This window comes from Rhizobium centroccidentale (assembly GCF_030182565.1).
GTDB lineage: Bacteria > Pseudomonadota > Alphaproteobacteria > Rhizobiales > Rhizobiaceae > Rhizobium.
This window is the reverse complement of the sequence record NZ_JAQJCG010000010.1, coordinates 84,108-105,212: the sequence shown is the minus strand read 5'-3', so window position 1 is coordinate 105,212 and position 21,105 is coordinate 84,108. Positions and strand designations below refer to the sequence as shown.

Genomic DNA, 21,105 nt, shown 5'->3' with positions numbered 1-21,105 from the left:
AGTTATTCGTCCTCTGCCTATCTCAGCTCAGGCGGCCCGCTGCGTGCGCCAGCATGGTGTAGACCTTGCCGGTATCCGATGTGAGATAGGATTGCGTAGCCGTCTTGTCGCGATCGGTGCGAGCAACGTCGGTGAGCAGCTTTTCGAAATCGGCGATGTAGCGATCCACTGCGGTGCGGAATTCCGGCTCGCGGTCGTATTTGCGCTTGATCTCATCGAAGGTCTGCTGGCCCTTTAGTGTATAGAGGCGGCGCGTGAACACGTCACGTTCGCCACGCTGGTAACGGCGCCATAGATCGACCGAGGCGTCATGATCGATTGCGCGGGCGATATCGACCGAAAGCGAGTTTAGCGATTCCACGACATGACGCGGGTTGCGTGCGGCAGGAGCAGGAGCCTGTTCAGCCGGGGCTTTCGCGGTCGTCTGGCGCGCGGGCTGCAGACCGGCGTTTTCGTCACGCGAAGCGCCACGCAGCAGATCGCTGATCCAGCCACCGCCTGCTGCTTCCTGACGGGCAGGAGCTGCTGTTTCCGCCGGACGCTGCGGCTGTGCCGCCGGGCGCTCGGCCGGGATCGACCCACGCAAGCCGAGCGACTCGATCGAAGGCTGCTGCGGCTGCGGTGCCGGCCGCTGAACGGGCTGCTGGGTGACCGGAGGCTGTTGTTGCGGAGCAGCTTGTTGCGGCCGCGGGGCAGGTGCGGCAGGCTGCGGGCGCGGAGCGGGCTGTGCATCGGCCAGAGCACGGGCTGCAGGCTCGGAAATCTCCAGCTGCTGCGTCGAGCGGCCAACGATCTGCGAGATATCCTGCAGGGCCTTGATCTGTTCGGCAACGGCGCGACGCATGGCTGCGGCGCTTTCCTTTGCCTCTTCCGGAAGGTCGAAGGCACCGCGCTTCAGTTCGCTGCGGGTGAGGTCGAGCTCGCGGCGGATGTCGCCGGCCGAGCGGCGGATTTCGTCCGTCGCACCGGCGAAGCGGCCGATCGCGTCATCGACTGCAACGCGTAGCGTCTCCCGCAGCTGTTGGGCGGCTGTATCGGAGGTCTTTCCGGCGTCGGCGAGCATCTGCTCGACCTCGGACAGCGAGGCCGTCAAGCCGCCGCGCAGGCGATTGGTGAGATCGCTGGAACGGCGCTCGGCATTGGCGAATGTGTTTTCGATTGCCTGGTTCGCTTCCTCGCCGGCCTTCTGCAATGCGGAGCGCATGTTTTCCGCCGCATCTTCGGCGCGCTTCTCCGCGTCGGAGAGAACGCGGCCGATATCGCCGAAGGAAGACTGCACGCTCTGGCGGAGATTGCCGGTCACCTGGTTCGACCGCTGCTCCGCCCGGTCGAAGGCCGTTTCCACCATCGAGCCGAGGGCGCGCATGGTGTTCTCGATCTCTTCCGAGCGCTGAACGAGGCCAACGGCGAGGTTCTGCAGTGCCGTTTCGCGCTCTTCCAGCGTCGAGACGAGGTTCGACTGAGCGGCCCCCAGAAGCTGGGATGCCTGCGTCAGCACCTTGGAATGATCGTCGAAACGACCAACGATGCTGCCGACCTGCGACAGGGTCTGGCCGGTGATTTCGGACAGCTTATCGACCTTGCCTTCGAGAAGACGGCTCGAGGCCGAGACCATCTCGCCGGCCTTCGCGGCAGATTCGGCAAAGCGCGAGGAGGTTGCGGTGAGGCGATCGTCGACGTTTGCGAATTCGGTGGCCGCGTTGGACAGCAGGCCGGCAATCGCCGAGTTATTGTCCGCCAGCCGGGCAATGATGCCGTTGACGCTTGCAAGCAGGTTGTTTTCGAGTGCGCTGACCGTGTTGACCGCGTGCTCGGTGCGCGATGAGATCGCGTTGATGAGGGCGGCGTTTTCAGCGCGCAAGCGTTCCGTGCTTTCCTGAGCTGCCGCAGAGATGAGGGCTGCCGCTTCTTGGCCCGTTGCCGCGTAGCGATCGACGATCGGGCGAGCCTTTTCGTCGATGAGGCGCGACAGCTCGGTGGAGCGTCCGGCAAGCATCGAATTCAGCTCGCGGGTGCGCTCGTCAAGCGAGGTGCGTATGGAGGAGCCACGGGCTTCCAGCGCCTTGTCGACATCGGCAAGCGTGGAGCCGATTTCACGGGCGCGCTCTTCCAGAGAACTGCGGATCGCCGTGCTGCGCTCGTCGAGCGCGCGCTCCACCTGAGCCATGGAGGCAGCAATCTGCTCGCTGCCGCCGGCAAGCGTGTTGCGAATAGCTGCGCCACGGGCTTCCAGCGACTGTTCTGCGGAAGACAGAGCCTGCGAGATCGTATTGACCTGATTGCTGACGAGGCCCTCGGCTTCGGCGACCTTGTTGACGATCGCATTGCCTGCTTCCGAGAAGGTCTGGGCGACGGCCGCAGCCTGGCTTGCCAACCGGTTCTGCGTTTCCGAGACGCGGTTGACGAGGTCGTTGGAGCGCTCGGTCATTGCACGGGCGAAGGCATCGCTGTGATTGCCGAGGTTTTCGGCGAATTGCTGGCCAGTGTTGGCAAGCAGCTCGGCCGTACGCGTCGCTTCCGTGTCCATGCCTTGCGCGGCGTCGGCAACGGCTGTGCGCAGCGTGGTGGCCAGATTGGCGGCCTTGCCTTCGATCGTGCGATTGACGGCTTCGAGACCGACATTGAGGGCACGGTCCATAGTTGAAAGGCGCTCTTCGATGCGGGCGGATGCCTGGCTGCCGCTGTCGTCGATCTTTGCCGCGCCGCTCGCCAGCGTATCGGAGAGGCGGTTGCCGGCAGCGTCGACCTGGGCGGCAACGCCGGTAACGCCTTCATTGATGCGGTTTTCAAGAGCCGACAGGCTGGCCTCGACCCGCGAGCCGGTCTCGGCAAAGCGGTTCGTCATGCCGTCGATCGACTGGTTGAGGTTGGACGAGAAGGTTTCGGCCGAGCGTGCGATGTCGCCGGCGGCCTGCTGGATACGGCCGGCAATGTCGCCAGCACCGCTATTCAGGCGCTCTTCCAGCGTCCTTGCGCTCGTGTCGATGGTCTGGCGTAGAGAAGCCTCGCGATCCTCGAGCGACATTTCCAGCATGCTGGCGCTGGTGGCGATCGAGGTGCCGATAGCGGTCGTCTGCTCCATCAGCGTGTTGTCGATCTGCGCATGCGCGTCGCGCAGGGCAAGATTAATCGCATTGCTGCGGTCTTCCAGCGTGGAGCGCATACGTTCATAGGCCGACGCCAGGTTCTGATCCATCTGCGACAGACCGGCGCCGAGGGTGTTTTCGAGCTGACGGGTGGTGGTGCCGAGAATGGTCTCTACGCGATCGCTGTTGCTGCCGAGCATTTCAGAAAGAGCGCTCGTGTGGCCAGCGAGCGAGCGGTCAAGGCGATCCTGGTTTTCGCTATAGGCGGCACGAATGGCATCCGCCTTGTCGCCAAAGGCGCCGGCGACACGGGACTCTGCGCCGGAGACGCTGTCGAGAAGTGCGTTGGCCCGGTCTTCCAGCGCGCTTTCGAAACGGTTCTGGTTTTCTGCGAGCGAGATTGCGAAGGCCATGCTCTTGTCGTCGAGCGTGTTGGTCAGTGCCTCGTGGCCACTGGTGACGGTGTGAGCAATGGCCTTGGCGCTGGTGGAAAGAGTGTCCTCGAGCTTTGCATGGCCTTCCGAAAGGGCGATGGCGAGCGCCATCGTCCGATCGTCGAGGCTGTTGACGATCCTGTCGTGAGTGCCGGCAACGGTTTCGGATAGGGCGTCGAGACGGCTCGACACCGCATCCTCAAGCCGCGATTGGGTGTCTGAGAGCGAAATGGCAAGAGCCATCGCCTTGTCGTCCAGTGCGTCGGCCAGCGCGTTGTGGTTGCTGCTAAATGCGTTGGTGATCGCCTCGGCGCGGTTGGCAAGCGTTGCTTCAAGGCGCGACTGGCCGGAGGTCAGCGCATCGGAGAGCGCTCGCGTCTTACCTTCGAGTGTATCGGCAACGCGCTCGGCGTGGCCGGAGACGGTATCCTCGAGACGGGCCTGGGCTTCCGACAGCGCAATGGCCAGCGCCATCGTCTTGTCATCCAGCGTGGCGCCGACGCTTTCCGCATGGCCGGAAACGGCGTTTTCAAGGCGAGCTTGGCTTTCGGAAAGGGCAATGGCCAATGCCATCGTCTTGTCATCCAAAGTGCTTGCTACGCTTTCCGCGTGTCCGGCGATAGTGCTTTCCAGGCGGGATTGGCTTTCACTGAGGGCAATGGCGAGCGCCATCGTTCTGTCGTCCAGCGCTTCGGCCAAAGCATTGTGATTGCCCGCAAATGCCTTGATGATCGCCTCGGCGCGGTTGGCGAGGGTTTCTTCAAGACGAGACTGGCCGGAGGTCAGGGCCGCTGCGAGCGCACTGGTCTTGCCTTCGAACGTGTCGGCGACGCGGTCGGCGTGACCGGCAACGGTTTCCTCCAGCCGGGCCTGGCTCTCGGAAAGCGCGATAGCGAGCGCCATCGTTCTGTCGTCGAGGGCGTTGGTGACGCTTTCGGCGTGACCGGAAACGGTGCTTTCGAGACGCGCCTGACCCTCGGCGAGCGCACGCGCAAGGTCCTTAGTCTTCGCATCCAGCGTGCTGGCAACGTGTTCAGCATGACCGGAAACAGTGTCTTCCAGGCGGGATTGGCCTTCGGAAAGCGCAATAGCGAGCGCCATTGTCTTGTCGTCGAGCGTGTCGGCCAGCTTGCTATGGGTGTCGGCCATGGCGCTGTTGATGGCATCGGCGCGGCTCGCCAGCGTGTTTTCGAGGCGCAACTGGCTTTCGGCCAAAGAAATGGCCAGCATCGAGGTGCGTTCGTCGAGGGCGGCGGTCAGATGCTCATGAGAACCGCTGACGGCATTGGTGATCGCTTCCGAACGCTCGGCAAGCGTCTGCTCGAAACGAGACTGGTTGTCTGCCAGTGCGCCGAAAAGCGCGCTGCTGCGAGCGGCCATCACGGCGTCGACGCGCTCATGGGCGGAACCCAAAGCCTGCGTGATCTCGCTGGTGCGGGCGGAGAGAGTATTATTGATGTCATTGGCGCGGCCGGTGAAGGCCGAGGTCAGTTCTTCCGTGCCACTTTGCAGGGCGGCGGAGACGTCGCGCGTGACGCCCTGCACGGCGGAGGTGAAGGCGCCGGCATGCGATGCGAGCGTGGTGTTGAGTTCGCTCGTGCCCGAGGTGAGGGCCGAGGAAATGCCCGTCGTGGCGTTTTGCAGCGCCGACGTGATCTCGTTCGCCTTGGAACCGATGGCGCTTTCCAGCACCTCCTGTCCGGTCGCCAGCGTCGTTGCCAGAGCGAAGGACTGATCGGTGAGATGCGAACCCAGGCGCTCGATGCTGGAGGTCAGGATGCCTTCCAGCGCATCGGAGTTGCTGCCGAGTGACTGATTGATGCGGGCGAGGCTTTCCGTGAGCTTGGTGTCCAGGGTACCGGCGCGCTTGTCGAAGGCGGAGGTGAATTCCGATACGCGCTCGTCGAACGTCGTCGAAAGCTGTGCGATCGTCGACTGAAAGCGCTCGTCGAAGAAGCCGGAGCGCAGATCGATGTCCATGATGGCATCATCTGCCGTCGACTGCAGGCTTTGACGGAAGCTCGCGCCCTTTTCGTCGAGGGCCGTGTTGAGGCGGGATAGAACATTGTCGAGCGTGCCGGTAATGGAGCGCTCGCCGCCAGTGAGGCTCTCGCTGATTTCACGGGTGCGGGCAACCAGCGTCTCGTTGAGCTGGCGCGCACGTTCGTTCAGCGCAGAGTTCAGCTTTTCGGTGTTTGCATCGAGCGTCGAGGCGCGCGTTTCGAATTGGCCCAGCAGCGCGTTGCCGCGTTCGGCGAGGGTCGACGACAGCGATTCCAGGCGGGTGTCGAATTCATGGCTGAGAGCGAGGCCCGAGGCGTTGAGGTTCTGCAGCAGGCTGTCGGTCTTGGCGGAAAGCAGGGTGCCGAGGGCCTGGACGGCGGAATCCGACTTCTCCATGAGTGCCGCCGCACGCGTGTCGATCATCGATGCGAAGGCTTCCCCCGAAGTGGAGAGGCGCACGGCGATTTCTTCGGTCGCCAGCGAGAGGTCTTCCTTGATCTGATCGTGTACGCCTGAGATCGACGAGCGGATCCGCTCGGCGTGATTGACGATGGCATCGCGCTCGGTACCCAGCTCGTGGACCAGGCTGCGCACGCGCAATTCATTGTCGGCGTAGCTGCGCTCCAGCGCATTGACTTCGGTATGGACGAGGGTTTCGAGCTCGGTGGCGCGCGCAATGGTGCGTTCGATGCCTTCGTTCATGGCCGAGACTTCGCGGCGCACGGCCTGACCGACCGTCATGATGCGCTCGGAAGCAACAGTTTCCGGCTCGACGAGACGCAGGGCAACTTCCGCCATGGAGCGTGCTGCATTGCGCATGTCGTGCGCACGCGAAATCATCATGCCGAAAGCATAGAACAGCAGCACCGGAACGATAATGCCGACGATGCAGGCGATGACGCCTGGAAGGGCTGCGAGATCCGCGATCGAATGGATGTTTCGGATCTGCGTGCCGTAGAGCATGAAGGCGAGGCCGGCGCCACCGATGATCCAGAACAGCGAGAAGATCGTGGCGTTTCGCACCGCGTGGCTCTGCGAGGCTCCATCAAGCGCTCTCAATATGCTTGCGGAACTCGCCCGGCTGCCGTCATTGGCGGCTGCAAGGTTCGGGTTCTTAGGCGCCTCGGCGGAGCGGGGCGGGGTAGCAGGGGCGGCGGTGCTGCGTGCGCCGCCATTCTTGCGGGCGGCATCATCCCTAGTCTGCTTTATCGGCTGTTTCGGCGGCTCAGACACATTTCGCTCCGGGACATCGGGCGTAGTGCCGCTGCGGGACTCCAAGCTCTCGTCACTGAAATCGATCTGCAGAGCTTCGTCCAATGCCTGAAAGGCCTTGTCCTCGACCGACTCGATGTACTTTTTGTTCGCCATGCGGTTACGCCTCGTTACAACTCACTCGGGCTTGCCGTGTCTCTTCCGGTAATTCCGCCGCGTCCGGAAAAGACGAACCCTGCCTCCCGTGGGGTCTTCCGCCTTCGATCAACACCGAGCTTGGATTTCCCATTACATTCAGAGTGGATAACTGGTTTTTCAAACGGATGTTATGAAAACATTACCATCATCCACTTCCGGGGCAAAGGCATGTGCCATCTACCCAATTTACTAGTATCGTAGTGACACATTCCCCCAGTCATGACAATTAATTCCACCTTAAAGCCAGTGGATCGTTAAGGTCCCATTAACCCTGTTTGCCTGTTCAACGCCATGAAAAGCCAAGATTTTGAGCATGTTTAACGCACGTTAACCATGTCTGGAGTTTTCGGCCCTGAATGTGCCAAAATTTAACTGGATGGCCATGCCCGGGCCGCAACTATGCGGCAGGTCCATAAAACAGTCATAGATAAATGACGGGAGCATTGGCACATGGCAGCTTTGAACATCGCATTTGAATCTCCTGATAATTCGCGGGGCGCGGCCCCGTCGCGGGAGCGGGTGATCGATCTCGTCCATCTCGGCAAGCAGACGATGGGTGACAAGGCGCTTGAGGTCGAGGTCCTGCAGATGTTCGCAAGGCAGGCCCGTTCCTGCCTGCAGGAGATCGGCAGCGGCGATCCGAAGCGCATGGAGGCCGCATCGCACAAGCTGAAGGGCGCGGCCAGTGCCGTTGGCGCTTTCCGCGTGGCGGATGCGGCCGGAGCGCTCGAAAGCAATGTCGGCGACGCCGCTCACATGGCGGCGGTCACAACCAGCGTCATCGAGGCCGAAAACTTCATTTTGAAGCTTTCGCGCTGAGCCGATCCGCTCGATGATCAATGATCTCCACCCTTGCACCGCCAGACGGGATAAACCGTTTCGGCGGCGCAAATGTTGACTGCCCCAGCGATTTGTTGGAAGTAAAATTCCGATCACCCTTCATTCACGAAATATCGGAATTCACCCACATGACCAAATTGACCATCGTCGCCTTCGACGGCACGCGCTTTGACCTCAATGTCGACGAGGGCTCCACCGTGATGGAAAATGCCGTGCGCAACTCCGTTCCAGGCATCGAAGCGGAATGCGGCGGCGCGTGCGCCTGTGCCACCTGTCATGTCTATGTCGACGAGGAATGGACCGAGAAGGTTGGCGGCCCCGAAGCAATGGAAGAAGATATGCTCGACTTCGCCTTCGACGTCCGTCCGAACTCGCGGCTTTCTTGTCAGATCAAGATGAAGAGCGCGCTGGACGGCCTTATCGTCCACGTGCCTGAACGCCAGGCCTGACACCAGACCTCGGGCACGCCCCACCCGGTCCGTTACGATAATCCCGCGGAAGGTTAATGTCCAAAAAAGATGCCCCGCTCAGCTGGTGCAGCGAGCGAGGCGAGGCGGGCGCATCACCGCAGGCAAGGGAGGAAACACCTGCGGCTTCAGGACGCGCCAGGAGAACACTTAGCGCATGCTTTGAGAAACAAACCCCGACTGCGCCGAAGAGCGAAGAAACCCGCCAACGCAGGTACTCAAAATCGATCCTTTTGCGACATACGCCCGGTCTTCTTCGAATCAACCAGTGCGTTTGTCTCTGTAATTGATAGGAAAAACCTATTTCAGATTCTCGTAAAGTTCAAAGAGCGACGAGATCAGACGATTCACAGGAATAGTGACGGATTTCCCACAGTTGGCGCTGCTGATGGCTTTTTGCGCCGAAGAGTAGTTTTTCGAAAGGCTACTGCCGGGCGCCTTGGCGGCTGCGATAGTAGAGCAGCCTCTGCATCCGGCTCGTGAAATTGATCGCTTCGATGCGGTCGAAACGCGCCTGATCGGCATCATGCCGGTCTGTTTCCCGCGACGTTACTTCGTTTGCCTTTTCCTGAAGCGCATCACAATTGCTGGCTGACGGCAGAGAGAGGATCTGCTTTTCCATCTGCCGCGCATGTTGACGGGCGATCTCGACATGCCGGTCCTCATGACGCCGGATATCGGCAGCCAAGGTATCCCAGATCATGGAAAGCTGCTTGTTGGCATGCCGCCGGTCGCGCCAGCGCGGCAGAATGATTTCCGTATCGACCGTAACCTTGACGCTGGAAATATAGCAGCGGCCATTCGCTTCGCTGTAGGTCGCATTGCCGCCGAAGCGGATCCTCGTCGCACCGGGATGGTGACTGCTGGAGCCGATCGCCAGCGGCCCGCGCTGGTTCAGGGCGGCATCGAGCTCGTCGGCGGTGCTGCCCTTGATGTCGAAATAGGAAATGGATTTGCGGGCGATGACTTCCGCACCGGCGACATCGGGTATGCAGAACGCGAGTAGCAACGCACACGAAAGACTGAACTTATGGGATGCAAGCGGCATTCGTGTCGCTACCATGTTGAACTTCTGCGAACCTTGCGGCATAGCCACTGTGAGCGCAATATTAAGCGCGAGTTTTTTTCCTTTTCAATGGGATGGACGGTTCGTGACGGAGCTTCGCAGCCAAACCTGGCATGTCGCGCATGGCCGCAGTATCAATGTCGGTGGACAAAGCGTCATCATGGCTATCGTCAATGTGACGCCGGATTCCTTTTCCGATAGCGGTCATTATGAGGCGGTCGATGCGGCTGTTGCCCATGCGCTGGCCTGCGTCGAGGACGGGGCTGCCATCATCGATATCGGCGGCGAATCGACAAAGCCAGGTGCTGCCGTCGTCAATGCCAGCGAGGAACAGGGGCGGGTGCTGCCTGTCATCGAAGCCTTGCGCGGCAGGACCGATGCCCTGATCTCGGTCGATACCTACCGCGCTGATACGGCCCGGCTGGCGATTGGAGCCGGCGCACATATCGTCAATGACGTGTTCGGTCTGCAGCGCGAGCCAGATATTGCCACCGTGGCGGCGCAAACGGGCGCTGGTCTCTGTATCATGCATACGGGGCGTGAGCGGCAGAAGCTGCCTGATGCCATCGATGACCAGCTTTTCTTTCTCAATCGCTCGCTGGAGATTGCGGCTGCGTCCGGCGTCGACAGGCAGACGATCGTGCTCGATCCGGGTTTTGGCTTTGCCAAGGAGAATGCCGAGGAAAATCTCGAGCTTATGACGCGTTTCAATGCTCTGCTGCGCTTTGAGTTGCCCCTGTTGGTCGGCACCTCGCGCAAGCGGTTCGTCGGCACTATAACGGGTCGCGACGCGGCCGATCGCGATGTCGGCACTGCCGCAACCAGCGCGATCCTGCGATTGCAGGGGGCTGCCATATTCCGCGTACACAATGTCGCAATCAACAGGGACGCGCTGGCGGTTGCGGATGCTATTCTCAGGACGCGCGCGAGACTTAAAGCATAATGCTCGAATCCAGGGAGCGGTTTTCGGACCCGATCGCGCCAGTTCGAAACGGAGAGACGCCATGAGCGCTGTGACATACACCATTACTTTGCAGAACTGCGCCTTCTTTGCTCGGCACGGCGTTCATGATGAGGAGGAATTCCTCGGTCAGCGCTTCTTCGTCGATGCCGAACTCGATGTTGAGGCCAGCGATGCGCTGGAGCGCGATTCGATCGACGACACCGTCAATTACGGTGTCGCCTTCAGCGTCATCGAGGAAATCGTGACTGGTCGCCGGCGTTATCTGATCGAGGCGCTGGCGCTCGATGTGGCGAAGGAACTATGCCGTCGTTTTCCGAGTATCCACCGCGCCAAAATCACGGTACGCAAGCCCAATGCCCCGGTTCCGGGCGTTCTCGATTATGTACAGGTGAGCATTGAGCATTTTGCCTGAAGGTGTAGCCGTGCGGACGACGCTCGGTTTGGGTGGCAATCTGGACAACCCGGTCCGCGCCATGGCGCTCGCCTTGCGAACGCTGGACGCTCGCGGCGATTGTCCGGTGGTTTCGGTGTCGCGGCTTTATCGCACCCCGCCCTGGGGCAAGACGGACCAATCCTTCTTCTATAATTCCTGTGCTGCGGTCGATACGACGCTTTCGCCGGAAGCCTTGCTCGACGTGTGCCTCGATATAGAGCGGCAGATGAAGCGGGTGCGGATCGAGCGCTGGGGGCCGCGAACGATCGATATCGATGTGCTGACCTATGGAGATCTGGAACAGGCCGAGCCGCTGCTCACCATTCCGCATCCGCGAATGGTCGAGCGTGGTTTCGTGCTGATGCCGCTTGCCGATTTCGCCGGGGATCTCGTGGTCAAGGGTAGGGCAATCTCGGCTTGGCTGCAGGATATTGATGTCGAAGGTATCGAGGTCGCGGACGAAAGCCGTGACTGGTGGCGGACGGCCTGAATTGGACTCCATGCATATATAAGACAAAGGCCAGCAAAGTTGCTGGCCTTTGTCTTTATAAATTCTCATCAATACTATTGGATCGACCCGACCGCCATCTGGTCGACGTCGGCGCGCTTTAGTGTGACGCCGATAACCGGTACCATCTGCTCGCCGACTTTCACCGAGATTGTGACGTTCATCGACTTGTTGTCCGCAACGCGGGCGATCATGGCGCCGTTGAGCTTCTGACGGATCAGTCCGAGAACGACGGTGTTGTCGTTGACCGCGCCGGACGTCACATCGAGGCCCTTACCGGCTGCGCCATCCAGGAATTTTCCGCTGTAGGAACTGCCGTTCTGTGTGATTTCGGCCGACATCGGTTGTTGGAAGACGCCGACGCGGCAGGTGCCGTCGAGCTTGACGCCGGCGCTGCTGCCATCGGATGGCTTGCCCGTAAGATTGCAGGTGAACTTCGTGCCCTTGTACTTGCCAGCAACAATCTCGCCGGGGCCGCTCCATGTGCCTGAGATCGACTGGAAGAACGCCTTGTCGCGGGGTGCCGCATCGGCTGATTGCGTCCAGACGCCGGTGGAGATGGCTGCGGCGGCAAGGCTGCTTACAAGAAGAAATCGACGCGAAAACATGGACATTCCCTAGCGAGGCGAAACCGTGAAACTGGTTGTCACTTTTGCCCTAGAATGGTTAATGCTTGGTTTCCGAAGGTGCTGAAGTCCCTAATTTACAGGTCATCACGCCGGGTTGCGGCCGGTGACATTCGGCGTGAGGTCGCCGGCGAAATCGGTAATGCCCGGTCGCTTGAGGGCCTTGAAGGGCAGCGGTCGGCAGAGATCCATGGCGGCTATTCCGATCCTTGCGGTCATCATGCCGTTGACGACGCCCTCTCCAAGACGCGCTGACAGTTTCGACGCCAGTCCGTGGCCGATCAGCTGCTGTACGATGCTGTCGCCGACGGCGATGGAGCCGGTGACGGCGAGGTGGGCAATCACATCTCGCATCAGCCTGACCATGCCGAGCGTGCCGGGTCTGCCGCCATAGAGTTCGGCCATGGCGCGGACCAGTTTGGCCGCTTCATAGAGAACATAGAGAATATCGACGAGGGCGCGGGGACTGACGGCTGTTACGATCGACACGCGTTTCGACGCGCCGAGGATCAGCGCCCGGGCGCGGCGGTCGAGCGGGCCGAGCAGCTCGCGTTCGGCAAGATCAATGAGCTGAGGCGCATCGATGATGTCGTCTTCTGCTGCCTTGAGGGTCGCGCGGCCTCTTGCCGTGTCTGGATTGGCTTCGAGTAGAGTGCAGAGCCGCTTGACCAATGCTTTGGCGCGCGCCGGTCGGGTTTCGACGATGGCAGCTTCCGCCTCCGCCTTGATGGTCTGCACGGCGGCGAGCCGCATCATTCCGGCAGTTTCGCGGATAACGATGGCGAGCACGGCCAGAATGCCGATGGCGACGACCGCAAGGGCGGTATAGCCAAGCCAGTCGGCTCGGCTGAATAGGTCGCGGATGAGCTGATCCGTCCAGAGACCGAAGGCGAGCGACACCAGAATGCCAAGCGCACCGAGCGCCACCTTGCCAAAGGAGAATCCCTTGCGGCGGGGCTTGGCGATGGCAGTTGCATCCGAATCGGCGCCGAGGGCCGGATTGATAAACGGATCTTCCGCGTCGGGCGTCAGCACGATGTCGGTATCGAAGCTCTGCGGCTTGCGAACCGCTGGCGGAGTTGCCTCTTTTCTGGAGGTTTCCGGTTCCACCGTGAAGGCACCGGGACGACGATCACCGTTCGGCTCGTTTTCGGTCGATTTCGTCATGCGAGACGGTCTCCGAACAGGAACTGCATGGCGCGGTCGAGGCGGATATGCGGCACCGAGAGCTTGATGCCTTCACCGGTTTCGTCGAGCTCCGGCGGGCGAAACCGGACAACGTTCACCTCGGGCAGATGGACCTTCGCCCCATCCGATTCAAGGGCTTCGAACAGCCAGCGCGGGTTTTCCGGCAGGTCGCCGGGGAAGACTGCCGTCTTGCGATTGCCGTCGAAGGTCTCGCCGGCGATGGTTTCCTTGTCTATCGGCGTGCCGACAATGACGGGAAGCGTCTGCCCCTCGCGGGTCACGGTTGCCTCGCGGGTCGCCCGCACCGAAGCGATGGCCATCACATCGATGCCGGCTCCGGCCATGCCGATGCGCTCTATAGCACGGTCGACGAGACGGCGCGTCAATGCCTCCAGCCGGTCATGGCTTTCATGATGGAGATGGTCAGCCTTAGTCGCGGCGACCAGCACGCGATCGATGCGGCGGCCGAGCAGCGAGGAGAGGAGGGAGTTTGTGCCCGGACGGAAGCAGGCCAGCACATCCGTCAGCGCCCGTTCCAGATCCTGCACGGCTTCCGGGCCGCGATTGATGGCCTGCAGGGCATCGACCAGAACGATCTGCCGGTCGAGACGGGCGAAATGCTCGCGGAAGAAGGGTTTGACGACGACGGACTTGTAGGCCTCGTAGCGGCGCTCCATCATCGCCCATAGAGAACCCTTCGATGCGTTGCCCTCCGCAGGCAGCTTCAGCGGCGCGAAGGTGAGGGCCGGCGAGCCGTCGAGATCGCCAGGCAGCAGGAAACGGCCGGGCGGCAGCGTCGAGAGCGAGCGCTCATCGGATTTGCAGGCTTTGAGATAATCGGCAAAGGCGGCAGCGAGGTCGCGTGCCTTCATCTCATCCGCGGGTTCAGCGATATCTGCCGCTCCCGTTATGCCAAGCCAATGACGTGAGAGCTCGGCGCGGATGCCGGTCTCCGCCAGAGCCAGCGTTTCCTCGCTGAAGGTGCGGAAATCCTTTGCGAGCAGCGGCAGGTCGAGCAACCATTCGCCGGGATAATCGACGATATCGATCGAGAGGCGACCGGGCGAAAACAGGCGGTTCCAGCCGCTGGCGCTTTGATAATCCAGCGTGATGCGCAGCTCGGAGATGGCACGCGTCGAATCCGGCCAGATGCGGTCTTTGACTAGCGCACGGATGTGGTCCTCATATTGAAAACGCGGCACGGCATCGTCCGGCTGCGGCTCGAGGCGAACGGCGGAGACACGACCGGACTGCACCGGCTCGAACAGCGGCAGACGTCCGCCATTCAGCAGATTATGTACCAGCGAGGAGATGAAGACGGTCTTGCCCGAACGGGAGAGGCCTGTGACACCCAGACGGATCGTCGGATTGACGAGGCCGGCGGCGCGATCGGCAAGATTGTCAAATGCAATGAGGGCGTCGTCGGTGAAAGAGGTCAGGCTCGGGGGCAAGGCGGGATCCCTGGATGACAGCGTGGCCGTGAATATAGGGATGGAAACTTGCGCCGAAAAGATGAGCGGATATGTGTCTGCAGCGGCGAGGGCGGTCGCCGCATATATCGGCGAAGTCTCTATTCGGTGACAAAGTCGAGCAGCACCCAGCCCGATGGTGTCGAACCGACTATGGCAAGGCCGGCTGTCGGAAAGCCGCGTGGCAGAGCGCCGGCCAGAGCCTCGCGTCCGATCAAGGCCGCAAGCGTCAGTTCGATGACCGGGTTATGCGCGATTAGCATGACCGAGTCCTGATCGGTCTGCGCGGCGATGAGTGACAGATAGACATCCGGTGAGCCGTTATAGAGTTCGTCGACAAAGCGGAATTCCGTCGACGGGGTGACGACGCGGCGTATAGCCTCGGCGGTCTGGCGGCAGCGCAGCGCGGTGGAGGAAATGACGAGGTCGGGCTTGTAGCCTTTATCGGCTGCCTCGTCGGCGACTATCTCGGCTGCGGCGTAGCCATTGTCGCTCAAGGGACGGTCGAAATCTCTTTGCCCGGGTACAGCCTGTAGGGCCTCGGCGTGGCGCAGAAGATAGATCCGCGAGGGCGGCGGCGAAATGCTGATCATGGCAAGATCCCGAGGCTCCATTTCACTCAAGAGGTAACGTCTCTTCATCGGTGCCGTCAACTGCTGCGCGATCCGTCAGAAGGCGAAATGCTCCATCATCACGGGAAGGTTACGAGAGGCGCGAATCTGGCTCGATGAGAAGAAGTGATGAAAAAATAGACCCTTAGCCGAATTTTATGACAAATTTAAAAATCAGTTGACAGCATCTATTTGGCTTGAATCGGCACTATTGGTTGGGATATACAGCCCAGCCATATGAGATGTTCTTCAGGAGAATCGCGTTGAGTGAGAAGATCGATCTTAGCAATTATGTGCCCTCGGAAGACGAGGAGTTCATGAATCTGAACCAGCGAGCTTATTTTCGAGCGAAGCTGGTAGCATGGAAAAACGATATCCTTAGAGAAGCGCGCGAGACCCTGGATCATCTGGCAGAGGAAAGCGCAAACCATCCCGATCTTGCTGATCGGGCATCTTCGGAAACAGATAGAGCCATCGAGCTTCGGGCTCGCGATCGCCAGCGTAAACTCATCTCCAAGATCGATGCCGCCTTGCAGCGTATTGAAGACGGTACTTACGGCTATTGCGAAGAAACCGGCGAGCCGATCGGCTTGAAGCGTCTGGACGCTCGTCCCATCGCCACTTTGTCGATCGAAGCACAGGAACGCCACGAGCGCCGCGAGAAGGTTTATCGCGACGAGTGAATGGTGGTTCGGTTTCGACCGGGCTTATAGAACAAAGGCACGATGGATATCCGTCGTGCCTTTTCGATTCCGGCGTTTGAGAGGCCGCGCCCTATTTGTCGCGGCTGACGCTCATTTCCCCGAAGATGCGAGCGACTTCTTTCTGAAGGGCGCTGTCGGCTCCGGTCAGCGGTGCAAGTTCGGGTTCGACGCGTTTTGCCGGGCCTGGGTTTGGGGATGGCGCGGCATTTGGCTGTTGCTGCACCTGCCGCGGCGCCGGCGCGTTCGGAATGATCCGTTCGGCGGTCAGGTTCTTCGACATTTCAGCTTCCAGTATGCGCTGGAAATCATTGTCGGGTTCGGCAGCAGGCGTCGGCGCCGGTGCGACGGTAGGTTCGACTGCCGCCTGGCGCACGGGAGCGGGCTGCTGCTGCGGCAGGACAACGTGGCGAGCAGCATCCAGTATATCGGCTGCTTCAGCCTCGCTGATTGCCGGAGTGGGCTGAGGGGCCGGCTGCGGCGGCTTGACAGCGGCGGCTTGTGGGCGTTCGGCTGCCTGCGGCTCTGGAGCGGGTTCCGGTGCAGGCGCAAGGCGGGGTTCGTTGCGCAAATAGGCTTCAATCTTGTCTTCGGCGGATTGTTGGCGTTGCGGGAGCGCTGCGGGAGGAGCTTCCACCGCGGTCGCCTTCTGCTGCTGCGGCTGCCGCTCTTCAAATGCCACGGGGATTCCGACCGGCGTCGCGACGGTTCCAGCCCGGGTGGCATCGGAAATGCCTGATTCGATGACGATGTCGGTCGGGCCCCCGATCATGATCAGATGCTCGATTCCATCGCGTCGGACGAGCACGAGACGGCGGCGAGCATCGACGGCGGCAGCATCCAGCACCTGCAGGCGAGGCTGACGGTTCTTGCCGCCGCGCACGAAGGGGGAAGGCGCTCGGTTGCGCATAATCCACAGAATGCCGATGAGCACGAGCAGGGCAATGCCAACTCCACCGGCTGCGAGAAAGAAACGGCTGCCATAGGCTCCGGCGATATCGTCCAACATATCGAGATACTCCGTAATTGTCCCCGATGTCGCGGTTTGCAGCGCCGTGCGTCACATGTGACGCACAAAGGTCGCTGTAGTGCTTTAAATCCGCTGCATAATTTTATCCTTAAATCGAATCCTATTTAAGGAATTATGCAACAGGCGCAACTGTTGCGGGTAATGCTTTGACCGTGACCCTTCTATACGGTGATCATATGAACAGGATTGCGCCGGAGACAAGATGCGATTGCGGGCTGTTGTATTCTATTGCTTGTGAATTCAAGCCTTTCTGGCCCGGCAAAGCTTTTTGCGGATGACGCAAATTGATAAAGAAGATTCGAAAGGTCCGACTCCGGCGACCCCCAACGTGTATGACATGTCGCGAGGAGAACGGCTGATACGAGGGGTTTATGACGAAGCAGCGTCCATCCGACGAGTATAGCGTGCCGCTGGTGGATCGCGGGGTTCGTTCGGGAACCGTGCTGCGCATCATCCTGCTTGCGCTCGTGCTCGTGGCCGCGGCAGCGGCCTTTGTCGTCTTCAAGAACCAGCTAGACAATGAAGCGGTTCTCGGCGGCCTCGGCATTCTTGCCATGGTTGGCATCTTCTTCCTAGTCTCCTCGATCATCGGTTTCGTCGAGGTCATGCCGCAGCCGCAGTCTGACAGTCTGGCGCGCTCCTTCCTCAACAGCCATCCCGACGGGACGCTGATCACTGACGAGAAGGGCCGTATCGTCTACGCAAATACCGCTTACGGCCGCCTGACCGGTGCGACGAAGGCGACGGAAGTGCAGTCGCTGGAAATGCTGCTATCGCGAAATCGCGAGTCCAACGAGGCTCTCTATCGTCTTGCCAATGGCCTGCGCGACGGCAATGAGGGATCGGAAGAGTTCCGCCTGCTGAAGCCGCTCGGTCCGGTGGACGGAAGCGGCAATGGTGCGCACTGGTACCGGCTGAAGGCGCGGGTGCTGCCGCCGGAGCAAGGCAGCAGCAAGGTACTGCATATCTGGCAGGTCACCGACATCACCTCCGAGCGTGACGATCAGGAACGCTTCTTCAAGGAATTGCAGAACGCGATCGACTATCTCGACCACGCGCCGGCCGGCTTTTTCTCCGCCGGACGCAAGGGCGAGATCTTCTATCTCAATGCGACGCTTGCCGAATGGCTGGGCCTCGATTTGACCAAGTTCGTGCCGGGCTCGATGACCATAGGCGATCTCGTCGCCGGTGAGGGGCTGGCGCTGATCCAATCGGTACAGGCGGAGCCGGGTCTCAAGAAGACGGTGACGCTCGATCTCGATCTGCGCCGGTCCAATGGCCAGAGCCTGCCGGTTCAGATCGTCCACAGCGTCACGTCGATGCGCGACGGCGCTCCTGGCGAGAGCCGCACCATCGTCCTGACCCGACAGAACGGCGCGGATACAGAGCAATCAGCCTCGGCCGCTGCGATGCGCTTCAGCCGCTTCTTCAACAATACGCCGATGGCAATCGCATCAGTCGATGGCAATGGCCGTATACTTAGGACGAATGCGCCCTTCCTCAAGCTCTTCTCGGATTTAGTCTCGCGTGATGATATCGAGCGCGGTGCTGCCCTGGAGAGTGTCGTCAACGAAAGTGATCGGCCGCAGCTGCAGCAGGCGCTGGCGGCCGCCAAGGATCGGCAGGGCGACATTCCGCCGATCGATTCCCGCAATCCGAAAGACGAAACGCGGCATTTCCGCTTCTACGTCAATGCCGTCATCGACCAAACCGACGAGGCGCCGGAAGAGGTTGCCATCGTCTATGCGGTCGAGGTGACCGAGCAGAAGGCGCTCGAGACCCAGATGGCGCAGACGCAGAAGCTCAATGCCGTCGGCACGCTTGCTGGCGGCATCGCGCATGACTTCAACAACGTTCTGACCGCAATCCTTCTGTCTTCCGACCATCTCCTGCTACAGGCGCGACCTTCGGACGCCAGCTTTGCGGATCTGATGGAAATCAAGCGCAATGCCAATCGTGCGGCGGTGCTGGTGCGGCAGTTGCTCGCCTTCTCGCGCAAGCAGACCATGCGGCCGACGATCCTGAACCTGACAGACGTGATCGGCGATCTGCGCATGCTGGTTGATCGGCTGCTGTCAGGTACGCATGTCAAACTCGACGTCGATTACGGGCGCGACCTGTGGCCCGTGAAAACCGATCTCTCACAGTTCGAGCAGGTGCTGATCAACCTCTGCGTCAATGCCCGCGATGCCATGCCGGGCGGCGGCACGCTGACGCTGCGCACCCGCAATCTGCTTGCGGCCGATGTTAGTGCGTTCAACTATCCTTACCTTCCGCATGAAGATATGGTGCTCGTCGAGGTCAGCGATACCGGAACCGGCATCGCGCCTGAGATCATGGACAAGATTTTCGAGCCCTTCTTCACGACCAAGGAAGTGGGCAAGGGCACCGGCCTCGGCCTTGCCATGGTCTATGGCATCATCAAGCAGTCCGGCGGCTACATCCAACCGGAATCGGAAGTGGGCAAGGGAACGACCTTCCGCATCTTCCTGCCGCGTCACATCGTCGAAATGCCTGCCGTGACGGAAGCGAAAGTGGCGGAGAGCCGCGATGTTACGGCCATGGACCAGGGTGCGGGTGTCGCCGCGTCTCCGGAAGAACCGGCCGATCTTACAGGCAAGTCCGCTGTCGTGCTGCTTGTCGAGGACGAAGAGGCGGTACGCCGCGGTGGCAAGCGCATGCTTGAGACGCGAGGCTATACCGTCCACGAGGCCGGCTCCGGCGTCGAGGCGCTCGACATTATGGAGGAGCTCGACGGCCAGGTCGATGTCGTCGTCTCCGATGTCGTCATGCCTGAGATGGACGGGCCGTCGCTGCTGCGCGAATTGCGCAAGAAATATCCGGATCTGAAGTTCATCTTCGTTTCGGGGTATGCCGAGGATGCCTTCGCGCGCAACCTGCCAGCGGATGCCCAATTCGGCTTCCTGCCGAAGCCATTCTCGCTGAAGCAGCTTGCCGTCGTCGTGCGCGAGACGCTGGACAAGAATTAAGTGAGGGGCGTTTTGCGCCTCTCCATGTTGCCGATTACGGCGCAACGGTGTAATCAACGCCCATGATCGACCTTGCCAGGCCCAATTGCCAAAAGTGGTGGCGCTCCTTTTAGGAGCGGCAGTCGTCATGTCTTGAAATCGACCCTGCCGCCGTGATCCGGCAGGCATTGGTCTATTTCTATTTTCCTTCCCCGATTGCGGCGGCTCCTTTTTGCGGAGCTAAAGAATGCATTCCGATACCAATATTCGTCCCGTCATCCTGACGGGCGACCGGACTACTGGTCCACTTCACCTTGGTCACTATGTCGGCTCGCTGAAAAGCCGCGTTGCACTTCAGCACAGCCATGAGCAATTCCTGCTGCTGGCAGATACGCAGGCACTGACCGACAATGCCGGTGATCCCGAAAAGGTCCGGCGCAATGTTCTGGAAGTCGCGATCGACTACCTCGCGGTCGGCATCGATCCGACACTGACGACGATTTGCGTTCAATCGGCGTTGCCGGCGTTGGCGGAGCTGACGATGCTCTACCTGAATTTCGTTACGGTCAGTCGCCTGGAGCGCAATCCGACGATCAAGACGGAGATCCAGCTGCGCGGCTTCGAACGCGATGTGCCGGCCGGCTTTCTATGCTACCCGGTGGCGCAGGCCGCCGATATCACCGCCTTCAAGGCGACGGTCGTTCCCGTCGGCGAGGATCAGGCGCCGTTGATCGAGCAGACCAACGAGATCGTTCGCCGTCTCAACCGGCAGATCGGGCGAGACGTTCTGGTGGAGGCTACAGCGATGGTGCCGACGGTGGGGCGTCTGCCTGGCGTCGACGGCAAGGCGAAGATGAGCAAGTCGCAGGGCAATGCGATCCCGCTTTCGGCATCGCCCGATGAGATCAGGGATGCCGTCCGGCGAATGTATACCGATCCGGATCACTTGCGTGTCAGCGATCCCGGCAAGATCGAGGGAAATGTGGTCTTCACTTATCTGGATGCCTTTTGTGAAGATCGGCAGTTGGTCGACGAGATGAAAGAGCACTATCGCCGCGGCGGCCTTGGTGACGTCACCTTGAAGAGACATCTCGAGGATGTCCTGCAGGCGCTGCTCGCGCCGATCCGCGAGCGCCGTCGGCGTTATGCCGCGGAGCCCGACTATGTTTTGGGGATAATGCGTGAGGGGACGCGAAAGGCGAGGGAGCGAACGGAGGCAACGCTTGCCGAATTGCGGTCTGCTCTGGGTCTGTTCGTCCTGACCTGAAACAAAAAAGAACGGCCAGGCGATTGCGTACC

General features: G+C 60.7%; 15 protein-coding genes. 8 read left to right on the top strand and 7 right to left on the bottom strand.

Going from position 1 to position 21,105, the window contains the following annotated elements; translation table 11 throughout:
* Positions 1-22: 22 nt before the first annotated feature.
* Positions 23-6,892 (bottom strand): apolipoprotein A-IV repeat region-like domain-containing protein, encoded by a 6,870-nt coding sequence (locus tag PH562_RS15340; RefSeq protein ID WP_285173960.1) that lies wholly within the window; start codon positions 6,890-6,892, stop codon positions 23-25.
* Positions 6,893-7,384: 492 nt separating this feature from the next.
* Here PH562_RS15340 and PH562_RS15335 point away from each other — a divergent pair, with 492 nt between their 5' ends.
* Complete coding sequence (locus PH562_RS15335; protein ID WP_285173958.1) at positions 7,385-7,753, top strand: Hpt domain-containing protein; 369 nt, start codon at positions 7,385-7,387, stop codon at positions 7,751-7,753.
* 149 nt (positions 7,754-7,902) lie between these two features.
* Positions 7,903-8,223: a 2Fe-2S iron-sulfur cluster-binding protein gene (locus PH562_RS15330; protein ID WP_285173956.1), complete on the top strand. Its 321-nt coding sequence runs from the start codon at positions 7,903-7,905 to the stop codon at positions 8,221-8,223.
* Positions 8,224-8,665: 442 nt separating this feature from the next.
* Here the strand turns inward: PH562_RS15330 and PH562_RS15325 are convergent, their stop codons facing one another.
* The gene (locus tag PH562_RS15325; RefSeq protein WP_374817498.1) at positions 8,666-9,289 is read right to left on the bottom strand and encodes a DUF922 domain-containing Zn-dependent protease; all 624 of its coding nucleotides are present in this window, start codon (positions 9,287-9,289) and stop codon (positions 8,666-8,668) included.
* 103 nt (positions 9,290-9,392) lie between these two features.
* Between PH562_RS15325 and folP the strand changes: the two genes are divergently transcribed.
* The 3 genes from folP (at position 9,393) to folK (ending at position 11,194) form a co-directional block, all read left to right on the top strand.
* Complete coding sequence (gene folP, locus PH562_RS15320) at positions 9,393-10,250, top strand: dihydropteroate synthase (protein ID WP_483315352.1); 858 nt, start codon at positions 9,393-9,395, stop codon at positions 10,248-10,250.
* Between the two features lie 61 nt (positions 10,251-10,311).
* The gene (folB, locus tag PH562_RS15315) at positions 10,312-10,683 is read left to right on the top strand and encodes a dihydroneopterin aldolase (protein ID WP_285173954.1); all 372 of its coding nucleotides are present in this window, start codon (positions 10,312-10,314) and stop codon (positions 10,681-10,683) included.
* Positions 10,684-10,693: 10 nt separating this feature from the next.
* Positions 10,694-11,194 carry a 2-amino-4-hydroxy-6-hydroxymethyldihydropteridine diphosphokinase gene (gene folK / locus PH562_RS15310; RefSeq protein WP_285173953.1) on the top strand — a complete coding sequence of 167 codons (501 nt, stop codon included), beginning with the start codon at positions 10,694-10,696 and terminating at the stop codon, positions 11,192-11,194.
* Positions 11,195-11,268: 74 nt separating this feature from the next.
* Here the strand turns inward: folK and PH562_RS15305 are convergent, their stop codons facing one another.
* The 4 genes from PH562_RS15305 to PH562_RS15290 form a co-directional block, all read right to left on the bottom strand.
* Positions 11,269-11,820, bottom strand: coding sequence for a hypothetical protein (locus PH562_RS15305; protein WP_285173952.1), 552 nt, complete (start codon positions 11,818-11,820; stop codon positions 11,269-11,271).
* 105 nt (positions 11,821-11,925) lie between these two features.
* On the bottom strand, positions 11,926-13,005 hold the full coding sequence (locus PH562_RS15300) for a YcjF family protein (RefSeq protein ID WP_285173951.1): 1,080 nt from the start codon (positions 13,003-13,005) through the stop codon (positions 11,926-11,928).
* The gene (locus tag PH562_RS15295) at positions 13,002-14,477 is read right to left on the bottom strand and encodes a YcjX family GTP-binding protein (RefSeq protein ID WP_285173950.1); all 1,476 of its coding nucleotides are present in this window, start codon (positions 14,475-14,477) and stop codon (positions 13,002-13,004) included. The genes PH562_RS15300 and PH562_RS15295 overlap by 4 nt, the downstream gene beginning before the upstream one ends.
* 119 nt (positions 14,478-14,596) lie before the next feature.
* Positions 14,597-15,088 carry a SixA phosphatase family protein gene (locus PH562_RS15290; RefSeq protein ID WP_113229907.1) on the bottom strand — a complete coding sequence of 164 codons (492 nt, stop codon included), beginning with the start codon at positions 15,086-15,088 and terminating at the stop codon, positions 14,597-14,599.
* 281 nt (positions 15,089-15,369) lie between these two features.
* Here PH562_RS15290 and dksA point away from each other — a divergent pair, with 281 nt between their 5' ends.
* Positions 15,370-15,789 carry an RNA polymerase-binding protein DksA gene (gene dksA / locus PH562_RS15285; RefSeq protein ID WP_015340076.1) on the top strand — a complete coding sequence of 140 codons (420 nt, stop codon included), beginning with the start codon at positions 15,370-15,372 and terminating at the stop codon, positions 15,787-15,789.
* Positions 15,790-15,880: 91 nt separating this feature from the next.
* On the opposite strand, the gene PH562_RS15280 is transcribed toward dksA, so the two are convergent.
* Positions 15,881-16,816 carry a flagellar biosynthetic protein FliO gene (locus PH562_RS15280; RefSeq protein WP_285173949.1) on the bottom strand — a complete coding sequence of 312 codons (936 nt, stop codon included), beginning with the start codon at positions 16,814-16,816 and terminating at the stop codon, positions 15,881-15,883.
* A gap of 392 nt (positions 16,817-17,208) precedes the next feature.
* On the opposite strand from PH562_RS15280, the gene cckA reads away from it, so the two are divergent.
* Together cckA and trpS are read left to right on the top strand one after the other, a co-directional pair.
* Positions 17,209-19,827: a cell cycle histidine kinase CckA gene (gene cckA, locus PH562_RS15275; protein WP_285173948.1), complete on the top strand. Its 2,619-nt coding sequence runs from the start codon at positions 17,209-17,211 to the stop codon at positions 19,825-19,827.
* 226 nt (positions 19,828-20,053) lie between these two features.
* On the top strand, positions 20,054-21,073 hold the full coding sequence (gene trpS, locus PH562_RS15270) for a tryptophan--tRNA ligase (protein WP_285173946.1): 1,020 nt from the start codon (positions 20,054-20,056) through the stop codon (positions 21,071-21,073).
* The last annotated feature ends 32 nt before the right edge of the window (positions 21,074-21,105 follow it).

What these genes read in the sequence shown, in the direction of transcription:
- PH562_RS15335 (WP_285173958.1), top strand. Translation starts at nt 7,385, where the DNA reads ATGGCAGCTTTGAACATCGCATTTGAATCTCCTGATAATTCGCGGGGC.
- PH562_RS15325 (WP_374817498.1), bottom strand. Translation starts at nt 9,289, where the DNA reads ATGCCGCTTGCATCCCATAAGTTCAGTCTTTCGTGTGCGTTGCTACTC.
- PH562_RS15280 (WP_285173949.1), bottom strand. Translation starts at nt 16,816, where the DNA reads ATGTTGGACGATATCGCCGGAGCCTATGGCAGCCGTTTCTTTCTCGCA.
- PH562_RS15290 (WP_113229907.1), bottom strand. Translation starts at nt 15,088, where the DNA reads ATGATCAGCATTTCGCCGCCGCCCTCGCGGATCTATCTTCTGCGCCAC.
- PH562_RS15300 (WP_285173951.1), bottom strand. Translation starts at nt 13,005, where the DNA reads ATGACGAAATCGACCGAAAACGAGCCGAACGGTGATCGTCGTCCCGGT.
- PH562_RS15330 (WP_285173956.1), top strand. Translation starts at nt 7,903, where the DNA reads ATGACCAAATTGACCATCGTCGCCTTCGACGGCACGCGCTTTGACCTC.
- folB (WP_285173954.1), top strand. Translation starts at nt 10,312, where the DNA reads ATGAGCGCTGTGACATACACCATTACTTTGCAGAACTGCGCCTTCTTT.
- trpS (WP_285173946.1), top strand. Translation starts at nt 20,054, where the DNA reads ATGCATTCCGATACCAATATTCGTCCCGTCATCCTGACGGGCGACCGG.
- PH562_RS15340 (WP_285173960.1), bottom strand. Translation starts at nt 6,892, where the DNA reads ATGGCGAACAAAAAGTACATCGAGTCGGTCGAGGACAAGGCCTTTCAG.
- cckA (WP_285173948.1), top strand. Translation starts at nt 17,209, where the DNA reads ATGACGAAGCAGCGTCCATCCGACGAGTATAGCGTGCCGCTGGTGGAT.
- PH562_RS15305 (WP_285173952.1), bottom strand. Translation starts at nt 11,820, where the DNA reads ATGTTTTCGCGTCGATTTCTTCTTGTAAGCAGCCTTGCCGCCGCAGCC.